The sequence below is a fragment of the Actinosynnema mirum DSM 43827 genome, assembly GCF_000023245.1.
Taxonomy (GTDB): Bacteria; Actinomycetota; Actinomycetes; order Mycobacteriales; family Pseudonocardiaceae; genus Actinosynnema; species Actinosynnema mirum.
Window position 1 is genome coordinate 5745403 of the sequence record NC_013093.1, and the last position, 12001, is coordinate 5757403.

Here is a 12001-nt window from a genome sequence, read left to right on the forward strand (position 1 = left end):
CGTCCGCGCCCAGCGCGCCGCTCCGCCGAGAAGCCCCCCGACCGGACCTCCCAGGAGCACGGCGACCCGCTCGCCACCGAAGGCGAACCGGCCGAACGGCCGCTGCTCCCAACCGCGCCCTCCCCTCTCCCAGCTCTCGAACCAGCGGCGACGCCGCGTCCTGACGCCAACGATACGACGTCATCACCCCGTTGACAACCCATTGCCGTCATCATTACGATGACGACATGGGAACCGGAGACTACGAGTCGATCCGCGACGCGGTCATCAGCGGGATCGAGGACGGCGACGCCACGAAGGTGTTGAACGCCCTGATCAGCCTGCGTGAACTGCGCGAGGAGCTGGCCCAGTGGGAGCCGGAGCTCATCGCCGCGGCGCGGGACGCGGGCATCAGCTGGGCGGAACTGGCCCTGGCGCTGGGTCTGGCCAGTCGCCAAGCAGCTGAGCGCCGCTACCTGCGGCTGCGGGAGGCCGGGCCCGACTCGACGGCCGAGGGCCGGGTCCGAGCCGAGCGGGACCGCCGCGCGGGCGAACGCGCGGTGGCCAAGTGGGCGCGCACCAACTCGATCGAACTGCGCGGTCTGGCCAGCCAGGCCGGGCAGTTCGACATGGTGGTGCGGCACGCCCTCATCACCTACGACGACACCGCCGAGCTGCTCCCTCCGCTGCTGGCCGCGCAAGAAGCGGTCCGCGACCAGGACCCGACCCTGGCCACGGAGATCCAGCGGATGGAAGAGCTCAGTGAGGAGGTGCGTCGGGAGGTGCAGGCGGCGCGCGACGCGAAGGCCTGACCACCGAGCCGAGCGGGTCGAACCCGACGTGGTGACGAGGGCGCCCTCGCCACCACCCGAGTCCGACCTCCTCGACGAGGACGGTCAGCTCTTCGGGAGCGCGCGAGAGGGGTGAAGCCGAACAGCGGCGCGGAGCCGAAGCAGTGATCGCTGAACCCAGCCAGCGTGAACGATCGCTCCACGACAGGCACTCCCGGGAGTGCGCTGCCCGGCACGCCCTCGGAGGCGGATCGCTATCGGGTGCACCCGATAGCGATCCCTCACCGGGCTGCGATGACAACGCGGGTGGAAGCTGACACGAGCAGGACCAGGTCAGCACAGTCAGATCAGCGTCGCAAAGTACAGGCCGTCAGACGAAAACCGGTGCCAACACAAGTCATCAGGTGAAGGCCGGTGCCAGCACAGGCAGGCTGAGGCCGGTGCCGACAGTGCCAGGCGAAGGCTGACACCTGCGCCGAAGGGCGGATGGGGCGCGGCGCTGTTAGCGCTGAGCGCCGTTAGCGCTGGGCGCGGTCCAGGTGCACGGTCACCTCGACCTGCCCCTTGGCCGCTCGGCGAGCGGTCGCGTGGCCGGGACGGTTGGCACCGTCGAGTTCCAGGGACAGGTGACCGCCGTCGCCGGTGAAGTTGCGCCACCACGACTTGCGGTCCGGCATCATCACCTTGATCAGCACGGTGTCGCCGGTGCGGGTGTAGCCGACCGGGGTGGTGAACGTGCGGCCGGAGCGGCGGCCGGTGTAGGTGACGATGGTGATGCGCTTGCGCACCGCGCCGCCCCAGCGGCGGGACGCGCGCAGGCGCAGGACGAGTTTGTTGAAGCCGGCCACGAAGCGCATCGGCAGACGATCTTGCTTGGTCACCCTGCCCCCAGAGGGAAATGGTTTCTTCCCGGTCGAAGGTAGCGCCGTTCGCGGGTCGCGCCAGGGCCGTGGGCCGAAGTGGGAGAAAGCGGTTCGCGGCGCTCTCAGTTGATCACCCCTAGGTACCGGTGCGCGCGCCTGAGCGGAACCGGAGCGCGCCGCCCCTGGTGAGGGTGGCGGCACGTGGACGTGGTGACGCCGTTCACATGCGTGACCGGAGGCGGGCAATTCTGTTCACATGCTTGATCGGGGAACATTCTTCGGGCTCCTCCGGGGATCGTTTGTTGATCAAACGCACGGGCGGTGAACTGGTCGTTCGACTCGTTCGAGTTTTGTCGACTGGAGCGTTCGACAAAAAGTCCCTTATTGACCGGTTCCGAACAGCCTCCTAACATCCGGCAGCACAACGGGTTCCCACCCCGAAGACTTGAGGAAGTGCCTGGGAGGCAACGTGTTCGCCCTGCCCACCACTGCCGCGAACCAGTCAGCACGGCCCGCCGGGAGGTTTTCCCGCGAGCGCGGGTCGGGTTTATCGCGGAGGTGGGAGGAAATGCGCTTGAACACGGGGTGCGCATTCGCGCTCTCCGTCGCCGACGGTTGTGGAACGAGGTCGTGATGGGTGTGCAGGTGAATCCGGTGGAGGCCGGGCGGGCGCGTGGGGCGCGCACCGCCGGGGTCGCCGCCGCGGCCACGGTGGTGACGCTCGCGGGCGGGCTGCTGCTCTGGCCGTCCGCTCAACCCGCGAACGCGGCGGTGGGCGCGGGGACCTACACCGTGACCAACGGTGGCAGCGGGTTGTGCCTCGGTTCGCCCGGTGCGGCGGCGGATGCGCAGCTGCAACTGCAGGCGTGCACGGGCGCCGACGGTCAGAAGTGGGCGCTGACGTCGGTCAGCGGCGGGTTCCGGATCACCTCGGTGTCCACCGGGCTGTGCGTCGGGGTGGCGGGGGCGGCCACGAGCGCGGGCAAGGCCATCCAGCAGCAGTCGTGCTCCGGTGGGGCCGGGCAGGTGTGGTCGCTGACCGAGAGCGGATCGAACCACCGGGTGGTCAACCCGAACGCCGACAAGTGCATGAACACCAAGGACAACGCCACGACGGCGGGCGCCGCGGTGCAAACGAACTCGTGCGACAGCGCGACCTCCAAGCAGTGGGGCTTCACCCCGGCGGGTGGCGGGCAGCCGACGACCACCACCACGAGTGGCGGTAGCGCGACCACGACCACCAAGCCGCCGGTGACGACCACGACGCCGCCGCCGAGCGGTTCGGCGATCTACGCCTCGCCCAGCGGGACCGACGGGGCTGCGGGCACCGAGGCCGCGCCGACGACGCTCACCTCGGCGATCTCGCGCGTCGCGTCCGGCGGGACGATCTACCTGCGCGGTGGCACGTACCGGTTCTCCAGCACGGTGTCCATCCCGCAGGGCCGCAACGGCACGGCGAGCAAGCGCACCCAGCTGTTCGCCTACTCGGGTGAGACCCCAGTGCTGAACTTCTCGGCGCAGAGCGAGGACCCGGCGAACCGGGGTCTGGCGCTGAACGCGTCGTACTGGCACGTGCGCGGCATCGTGGTGGAGCGCGCCGGTGACAACGGCATCTTCATCAGCGGCAGCAACAACGTCGTCGAGCGGACCGTGACCCGGTTCAACCGGGACAGCGGCCTCCAGCTGTCGCGGGAGCTGTCCAGCACGCCGAAGGACCAGTGGCCGGCGAACAACCTGATCCTCAGCTCCGAGTCGCACGACAACGCGGACTCGGACGGCGAGGACGCCGACGGGTTCGCCGCGAAGCTGACCTCGGGGCCGGGCAACGTGTTCCGCTACACCGTGTCGCACAACAACATCGACGACGGCTGGGACCTCTACACCAAGACCGACACCGGTCCCATCGGCGCGGTGACGATCGAGGACTCGCTGGCGTACGGCAACGGCACGCTGAGCGACGGCTCGCAGGCGGGCAACGGCGACCGCAACGGCTTCAAGCTGGGCGGTGAGGACATCGCGGTGAACCACGTGGTCCAGCGCACCATCGCCTACGACAACGGCAAGCACGGCTTCACCTACAACCGCAACCTCGGCAAGATCACCATGTCGAACAACGTGAGCGTCGACAGCACCGAGCGGAACTTCAACTTCGACGGTGGCACGTCGGTGTTCCGCAACAACGTGTCCTGCTACAGCAGCGGTGGCACGAAGGACAAGACGATCGGCGACGTGGACTCGTCCAACCAGTTCTGGTCGGGGTCGAACGGCTCGAAGTGCTCCGCCTACTCCGGCAAGCTGACCTGGTCGTTCGCCTCGGACGGGCGGCTGGTCGTGAGCTTCGGCGGCAAGGTGGTCAACCCGTAGTCGCGACGTCCACGAGGCCGGCGCGGGAGTCCCGCGCCGGCCTCGTGGACTGTGCACGTCCCGATGAGCACCGTTGGGCTCACTCGGTCATGAGCGGCTCGGCCGTCTTCGCGCCGTCCCCCCGGCCGACGAGGCAGTGGACGACGCGGTTGGAGAAGCGGTGGCCGTTCTCCACGCGCATCCACCACGCCTCCTCGGTCGGCACGAGCACCCAGTAGCGCAGCGCCTTCTCCTTGTCCTCACCCTTGACGTCGGAGGAGTGGAACACGCTGGTGCACTTCGTGCCGCCGATCCTGGTCAGCTCCGCCAGCGACGGGTAGGGCTCGTCCTCCTGGGGCTTCTTGCCTGCCAGGAAGCTCTCCATCAGCTGGACGTCGTGCTCGCCGTAGCAGCCGACCCGGTTCTCCGACGCGACCTCGGGGGCGCCCTTCGCGGGCAGCCAGCCGTTCAGGCACTGCTTCGAGGAGAGCGGCAGCCAATCGGACTCGATGTCGCCGCCCGTCCCGATGGTGAGCACCAGTTGCATGGCCAGTGACGAGGCCGGGCCGACCAGGTCCAGGTCGTCGAGGTTCAGGTCGATCATGGGCTTGAGGACGGTGACGTAGAGCAGGGCGACCGCGCCCAGCGCGAAGAGGGTGGTCAGGGTCGCCGAGATGGCCGGGCCCTTGCGCTGCTTGCGCTCGACCTCCTGGACGAGCGACAGGCCCGCGCTCGTCGTCGCGCGCCGAGGCTTTGCGGCTGGCTCGGCGGGCTGCTCGGTGGCTGGCTCGGCGGGCTTTGCGCCGCGCGAGGTGGGGCGCGTTCTGCCACCTAAGGCGTCGCGGTCACCACGTACGTCGGACAGGGGCGTGGTCGGGTGGACGGGTGGGACTCGGACGGTCGGGGGCCTTGATCAGCTCCATGACGACGTAGGTCCGGTCGTTCTCGGTGATCAGGTCGTGGACCGATGACCACGGCCGGGTCGGACAGCCTGCTGGCGATCCTGGCCTCGCGCAGCACGCGCTCCCGGTAGACCGCGCGCTCGGCTTCCGGCACTTTCACCGGCAGCAGCAGCTCCTTGACCGCCACGTCCCGCCCGAGCACCGCGTCCTGCCCGAGCCACACGACCCCCATGCCGCCGCGCCCCAGCTCGCGGATCAGCCGATAGCGCCCAGCGCCCACCTCACGCATGGTCCGGGAGTCTGACAGTCGGATGTGACAATTCCATACCGGGTGAGTTCTCCCAAGTCAGAGGGGTCCAACTAGGGGCCGCAGACCACTCCGAGTGCTCTAACGAGTGAACTCTCAATAGACGTCTCCCCAGGGCCGATTTTTGCGGCAAACGCCCGCCAAAATCTCCACCCTTTAAGCCATCGACCATCACGCACCGAGCACATGTGGATCACGCCCCCGTCGGGTGGGGACGACGTCCACGGAGCTCGCCGCGAACCACAAGGGAGGCGCTACCAGGGAAAACTGAGCATTTTAGGCAGGCTTCACCCTATCGGGTAGGCCACTGCGTTTTAAGCGTGATGCAGCTCACCAGTCACTGGTCCGAACGGGTGAGTGCCTCACCATCGGGGTCATGCGTTTGAGTCGTCTGTCCGCGGTGGCGGGCATCGCCGCCGTGGTGGTGGGTGCGACCACGGTCGTCATCACCACCGCAGCCGCCGCGGGTGGAGGTCTTGCCACCGCCGGGCCCGGCCCGTGCGTCGGCGCCGCCTGCCCGAGCCCGTACCCGCAGGTGAGTCCCAAGCAGTCCTCGGGGTTCGCCGGTCGGGACGAGGCGATCAACGTCTTCGTCGGCCGGTCGTTCACCGCGACCGGGTACGCGGCCGAGGCGGAGGGGCGGCTGGTCGTCGGCGGGGACTTCACGCTCGACAAGACGGGCGGGGAGCTCGGGTACGACGTGGGTGTGGTGGGGCTCGGTTCGCAGGTGCCGCCGCCGGAGGGGGCCGACTTCCTGACGGTGGGCGGGAGCCTGGGGATCGCGCGGGACAACACGTTGCGCACGCAGGACAACGGGGTGGTCCGGTACGCGGGCGCGCGGACCGGTGCGGGCGCCGTGGAACCCGCGCCCGTGCACGACAGCGGTGCTTTCTCGCCGTACAGCGGGATCAGCGCCGGACTGCGCAGCACGAGCACGTGCTACGCGGCGAAGCCCTCGAACGGGACGGTGACGCAGGACGAGCTGTCGACCCGGTTCACCGGGGACGGCCACTCGGCGCTGCAGGTGTTCACCGTGCCGGGGAGCATCGCCGCGCCGGACGGGGGGATGCAGGGGATCGACTTCGCGGACGTCCCGGACGGCGCGACCATCCTGATCAACATGGTCGGGACGGCTCCGCACGTGACGACCTGGTCGGGGTCGCCGAACGGGCGCGACCAGATCGACCAGTACGGGCAGCGGATGCTGTGGAACTTCCCGAACGCGGACAGCGTGGCGCTGGACGGCGCGTCGGAGTTCCAGGGCAGCGTGCTGGTGCCGAACGCGGACAGCACGACCCTGGTGACCGTGCCGGGGTTCAGCGGGCGGTTCTTCACGGCCGGGTCCGCGGTGCACGGGAGCAGCAGCGTGGGGTCGGGCAACGAGTTCCACGCGTACCCGTTCACGGGTGCGGTGGCGGGGTGCGAGGCCGCCGCGCCCAGCACGACCACGGACAGCACGACCACGACGATGACGACGACCACCGGGCCCGCGGTGACCACGACGGCCGGGCCGGTGACGACCATGACGACAGGGGGCACCACGACAGGGGGCACGACACCGGGGAGCACGACGAGCGAGGCGGCGACCGGCACCACGACGGCGCCCGTTGTGGGGACGACCACGACGGACGCGGTCACGCCGACCACGACCACGGGTGGGACGACCACAACCGGGCCCCCGACCGGGACGACGACCGGTGCGGCGCCGAGTGCACCTACCGGTGAGGAGGGCGCGCCGACCACCACGACCGAGGCGGTGGGGACCACGACCAGTGCGCCGGAGTTGACGACCGCTCCGGTGCCGAGCACGGCTGCGCCGACCACCACCACGGCTCCGGTGGCCACGACGAGCGCGATCGTGCCGCCGCCGACCGCTCCGGCTCCGGTGCCCGCGCCGATCACGACCACGACCTCGCCGACCACGACCTCGCCGACGACGTTGACCACCACGCCGCCTGCTGCGCCGGGCACCACGACCACCGGGGTGGCGCCGACGAGCACGACCGGTGTTGTTGGGCCCACGAGCACGTCGAACCCTGTGGCACCGACCAGTGGTGGTGCGGTTCCCACGACCACTGGTGGGCCTACCACCACGATCGGGGGTCCTACCACGACGAGCGCGGTGGGGCCGACGACCACGACCGGTCGGAGGCCGCTGGTGGGGCGGCCGGTGCCGAACCGGCCCGTTCCCGGTGCGCCGACCACGACGTCGGAGTACTTCGTGACCGCGCCTGGGCTTCCCGAGGAGGACGTCTGGGTTCCGGGTGCGCCTGAGCCTGGGGACGATCCGGAGCGGGATGCGCCGGAGCGGGATGCGCCGGAGCGGGATGCGCCGGGGCAGAGCGTTCCCGGGGCGGCTGATCCGACGGGCCCGATCGGGAGCACGAGCACCGGGAGCACGACCACCACCGGGGAGGCGAGGGCCGATGGGTGGGGTGGGTCGGTTCCGGGTGGTGGTGGGACCGGGGGCTTTGGTGGTGCTGGTGGGTTGGCGCGGACCGGGGGGCCGTTGCCGTTGTTCCTGTGCGTGGGGGTGCTGGTGATGATCGGGGGCGTGGCGTTGGTGGCGATCTCCCGGACGCATCGGGAGTGACGTGGGGGTGCTCCGGCGCTGAGCGGGTCGTGGGGGTGCCACGACCCGCGTCGGGTGGGCGCCGGGGTCAGGCGGACTTGTCGCGCAGGGCCAGCACGGTGTTCCAGTTGCGCGCGGTCGCCACGCGGACGTTCAGCTTCTTCGCCAGGTAGGTGTGGGTGAGCTTGCTGTTACGGACGCCTTCCGGGGACCACTGGTAGATCGCGCGCTCACCGGCGGCGAAGCGGTCGGGCAGGTGGGTGGTCGGGTCGATCGCGGCGAACAGGGTCGGGTCCACCGGGCCGGACAGGAACGTCACCAGGAAGCGGGACGGTTCCGATTCGGCTTCCGGCAGCGGGTTGGCCGCGATCAGGGCGGTCAGGTCGTCGTGGGTGACGACCAGGCAGCCGATGTCCAGGCCGAGGCGGTCCTTGACGGACTGTTCGGCCTCGACGGTCAGGGTCTCGTTCGTGGCCGTGGTGGACGCCGGGGTGAAGATCGCGTTGCCGCTGTTGAGGTGGGTCGACACCCCGGTGTGGCCGAGGTCGGTGAGCAGGGCGCGCAGGTCGGCCATGGGGACCTTGTTCTTGCCGCCCACGTTGATCCCGCGCAGGAGCAGGACTCGGGCGCTCACGCGGGCCGTCCCGTGCGGTCGCGACGCGGGCAGGGGGCGGGTGGGGTGGTCATCCGGGCTCCGGTTCTGCGGGGCGGCGCTTTGGCTGGGTGGCGGTTCGCTGTGGTTACTACCAGAACGGTCAGCCCGGTGAGGGGGAATCCGGAAGGCGTGGGGACCGTGAGGGCGGAGAGGGTCTCAGGGCGGGGGCGTGAAGGCGGCGGAGTTCCGGGGCGGCGGTGGAGGTTGCGCGGTGTGGGGGGTGAGGTTCTTCCCCCTTCTTGGCGATCTCGTTCGAAAAGCGGTTCACCGGAGTCGGAGCTAGCCTGAAAACCCCGGCTGACCAGCGGTTTCGTTTTGTGCGTGATGGATCTGCGCGGGGTTGCCGCAGTGCTTTCGCAGAACCGCGGGGCGCCGGGAAGCGCCAGTGCCGAACCGTGCGGCTGGTGTCGCTCCGCTCGCCCCGTCCAGGACCGGAGAGGCCGATGATGACGACCGCGCTCCTACCACCGTCCGCTCCCGGCGGGTTGCCGCTGCTGGGGCACCTGCCCGCGTTGGCGAGGGACCCGCTGGGGTTCTTCCTCGGGCTGCGCGCGCACGGGCCCGTGGTGCGGATCGGGCTGGGGACACGGGTGGCCTACGTGCTGACCGAGCCGGAGCTGGTGCGCAGGGTGTACGTGTCCGAGCAGCACCGGTTCGACAAGGGCGGGGCGCTGATCGAGAAGGTGCGGGACTACGCGGGGAACGGGTTGGCCACCTGCCCGGCCGCCGATCACGCGGTGCAGCGGCCGTTGATGCAGCCCGCGTTCCAGCGGGACCGGCTGGTCGGGTACGGGTCCGTGGTGCGGGACGCGATCGAGGAGGTCACCGGGGAGTGGACGCACGGTCGGGTGGTCGACCTGAGCGTGGAGATGCACCGGTTGACCACGTTGGTGACCTCGCGGACGCTGGTGGCCGCCGATCGGGGCCTGCCCGCCGCAGGCCGGATCGCCGAGGGGCTGCCGGACATCACCAGGGGCATGTACTGGCGGATGGTGGTGCCGGGGAAGGTGTTCCCGCGCGTCCCGCTCCAGGTGAACCGGCGGTTCGACGAGCAGACCGCGCGCACCCGCGCCGCCGTGGACGCTGTGGTCGAGCAGTACCGGGCCGATCCCACCGATCGGGGGGACCTGCTGTCGGCGGTGCTGGCCGCCTGCGAGGAGGACCCCGATCCGCGTCGGGCGGTGTACGACCAGGTGATCACGTTGCTGACCGCCGGGGTGGAGACGGCGGCGTCGGCGATGACGTGGACGTTGCGGGCCGTGGACGGCGATCCGGAGGCGCGGGACCGGATCGTCGAGGAGGCCGTGGGGGTGCTGGGCGGGCGGGTGCCCGTGCACGCCGACCTGGCCTCGCTCGGGCACGCGCAGCGGGCGGTCACCGAGGCGCTGCGGTTGCGGCCCCCGGTGTGGCTGGTGAGCCGGTGCGCCACCGAGGACGTGGACTGGCCGGAGGGTCGGATACCGGCGGGGGCGGACGTGTTCTTCAGCCCGTACGCGCTGCACCGGGACGAGGCCGTGTTCCCCGAGCCCGAGGTGTTCGATCCAGGGCGGTGGGCGGCCGGGAGGGTCACGGCGGCGCAGCGCGGGGGGTTCTTCGGATTTGGCGCGGGACGGCGCAAGTGCATCGGTGACGCGTTGGCGGTGAACGAGGTGACCGCCGTGGTGGCGGCGGTGCTGAGCCGGTTCCGGCTGGTCCACCGGGAACCGGGGTTGGCGACCACGACCGCCCGGATGTTGTTGATGCCGCCCGCGACGTGGGTCCGGGTGGAGCGTCGGTGAGGTCCGGGGCGCGGGGGCTTGGTGGGCGACTGGGCGGAGTGGGGCGTCGGTGAGGCTCGACCTGTGGGACGCGCGGGGCTGCGGGTTGGTGGACGACGGGGTCGTGGGGCTGCTGGACGGGGTGGGGCCGACCGCCGGTGGGCCCGCGGGTCCGGGTGGGGCGGTGACCTACCTGGTGGGGTTGCCGGAGTACGAGCCGTACCGGTCGGCCCGGTTGCCCCGGCCCGCCGGGGGGCTGGCGGCGGCGCGGCGGGTGCTGGAGGTGTTCCGGTCGGTCGAGCTGCGGGAGTGCGCGGTGGCCAGCCCGCTGGCCGGGGTGGCGCGCGGGGTGGCCTCGGCGGTGGCGGCGGTGCGGGGTGGGGACGGACCGGTGGGTCGGGGGTTGGCGCTGGCCGCGTCGGTCGTGCCGCGCAAGGGGGGTGAGGTCGGGCGGTTGTGGGAGGAGTACCGGCGGCGGGTGCCGGGGGCGACCGAGCCGGGCATGGCGGTGCGGGACCTGTGGGGCAGCGCGTACGCGTGGCAGTTCATCCGGGCGGACGGGCGGGTGCTGGACGTGTGCGGGTCGCTGTTGGCGCTGACCTCGGCGGTGGACTACTGCGGCGCGCCCGACGACCCCGGTGCGGGGGCGCGGTGGGCTTACGCGGCGGTGGCCAGCGAGGGGTTGGAGCTGCTGTCCGGGCCCGCGGTGGCGCGGGCGGTGCTGGACGTGGCGGCGGTGGGCGGGTTGATGGCGCTCAAGGACGGGCTGCCCGCGCCGGGTGGGTCGGGGGCGGGGCGGGTGAGGGCCGGGGGCCGGGGTCCGAGCGGTGTGGCCGTGGGGCTCGTGGACCCGGCCGGGTACGCGTTGGCGCGGGCGTGGGACGGGGCGGTGGGGCCGTACCTGCGGTTGCCGCTCGGCACGGGTGAGTACCGGCGGTTGGCTGGCGCCGAGGGCGAGTTCCGGGGGTTCTCGGGGTGTCGGGCGATCCGGCGGGCCGTGGAGAACATCGTGCGCTACAACGACATCACCGACGCGGTGACCGACTTCGCGCACGGGGAGAGCTTCAACGAGGTGAACCTCGCGCTGGCGCTGGGCGGGGCGTCCGCGATCACCGGGTTCGGGGCGGCGCTGGCCGAGCTGACCGACGCGGCGCTGGAGTGCGGGTGCGGGGCGGACGGGCACGAGGAGGCCGCCGAGGTCTCGATGGGCGCGGCGCTGTGGTACCTGCTGATGCCGCGCTACCTGGCGGGGTCGCAGTTCGCCGCGTTCCGGGCGGCGGGGGGCGAGGTGGCGCGGGCGTACCGGGTTCCGGCCGCGCGCGAGCGGTCCGCCGGGTGCTCGGTCGTGGACGCGGACGTGCTGTTCGACGTGGACTGGTCACCGCTGTGGGTGGTGCGGGCGGATCCGGTGGGGTTGCGGGCCGAGCGGGTGGCGCGGCGGGCGGTGCTGCCGGGCGGGGACGGGGCGGGGTGCGCGGCGCGGGCGCGGGACGTGCTGGCGCGCTGTGGGGAGGCCGAGCCCGTCGACCTGCGGGAGGTGGACTGGCCGGGGGTGTTCGACGCGGCGCTGGACGCGGCAGGGGCGCCGCCCGCGCCCGCGCTGCGGGAGCTGGTGGCGGTGGTGTGGCGGCAGGTGGTGCTGGGCGAGGAGGTGGTCCGGGACGCGCGGCTGCTGGTGGACGTGGACGTCGCGGTCCGGGACAGCTACGCGGCGCCCGGTGGGCTCGCGGCGCGCAGGGCGTTCTTCGGGGTGCTGAGCGGGGCGGTGGAGCTGGCGGGGCTCAACCCGTACGGCAGGCTCGCCGACGGGCTGGCCGCGCTGTGCCGGTGAG

Annotated in this window: 9 protein-coding genes; 5 read left to right on the forward strand and 4 right to left on the reverse strand. The window is 71.6% G+C overall.

Features of this window, described 5'->3' with window-relative positions:
• Positions 1–227: 227 nt before the first annotated feature.
• Positions 228–791, forward strand: a complete 564-nt coding sequence (locus tag AMIR_RS23985) for a hypothetical protein (RefSeq protein WP_015803540.1) — start codon at positions 228–230, stop codon at positions 789–791.
• 497 nt (positions 792–1288) lie between these two features.
• Here the strand turns inward: AMIR_RS23985 and AMIR_RS23990 are convergent, their stop codons facing one another.
• Complete coding sequence (locus tag AMIR_RS23990) at positions 1289–1627, reverse strand: nitroreductase/quinone reductase family protein (protein WP_015803541.1); 339 nt, start codon at positions 1625–1627, stop codon at positions 1289–1291.
• 639 nt (positions 1628–2266) lie between these two features.
• Here AMIR_RS23990 and AMIR_RS42260 point away from each other — a divergent pair.
• Positions 2267–3997, forward strand: coding sequence for an RICIN domain-containing protein (locus AMIR_RS42260; RefSeq protein WP_015803542.1), 1731 nt, complete (start codon positions 2267–2269; stop codon positions 3995–3997).
• Positions 3998–4076: 79 nt separating this feature from the next.
• Here the strand turns inward: AMIR_RS42260 and AMIR_RS24000 are convergent, their stop codons facing one another.
• The gene (locus AMIR_RS24000; RefSeq protein ID WP_015803543.1) at positions 4077–4580 is read right to left on the reverse strand and encodes a hypothetical protein; all 504 of its coding nucleotides are present in this window, start codon (positions 4578–4580) and stop codon (positions 4077–4079) included.
• Between the two features lie 227 nt (positions 4581–4807).
• Positions 4808–5167: a protein kinase family protein gene (locus tag AMIR_RS39540; RefSeq protein ID WP_015803544.1), complete on the reverse strand. Its 360-nt coding sequence runs from the start codon at positions 5165–5167 to the stop codon at positions 4808–4810.
• 394 nt (positions 5168–5561) lie between these two features.
• On the opposite strand from AMIR_RS39540, the gene AMIR_RS37695 reads away from it, so the two are divergent.
• The gene (locus AMIR_RS37695) at positions 5562–7778 is read left to right on the forward strand and encodes a choice-of-anchor A family protein (RefSeq protein ID WP_084798999.1); all 2217 of its coding nucleotides are present in this window, start codon (positions 5562–5564) and stop codon (positions 7776–7778) included.
• 67 nt (positions 7779–7845) lie between these two features.
• Here AMIR_RS37695 and AMIR_RS24025 read toward each other — a convergent pair whose 3' ends face one another.
• On the reverse strand, positions 7846–8391 hold the full coding sequence (locus tag AMIR_RS24025; RefSeq protein ID WP_015803547.1) for a DUF1697 domain-containing protein: 546 nt from the start codon (positions 8389–8391) through the stop codon (positions 7846–7848).
• 464 nt (positions 8392–8855) lie between these two features.
• Between AMIR_RS24025 and AMIR_RS24030 the strand changes: the two genes are divergently transcribed.
• Together AMIR_RS24030 and AMIR_RS24035 are read left to right on the forward strand one after the other, a co-directional pair.
• On the forward strand, positions 8856–10190 hold the full coding sequence (locus AMIR_RS24030) for a cytochrome P450 (RefSeq protein WP_015803548.1): 1335 nt from the start codon (positions 8856–8858) through the stop codon (positions 10188–10190).
• Between the two features lie 49 nt (positions 10191–10239).
• Positions 10240–12000 (forward strand): hypothetical protein, encoded by a 1761-nt coding sequence (locus AMIR_RS24035; protein WP_015803549.1) that lies wholly within the window; start codon positions 10240–10242, stop codon positions 11998–12000.
• Position 12001: the final 1 nt, after the last annotated feature.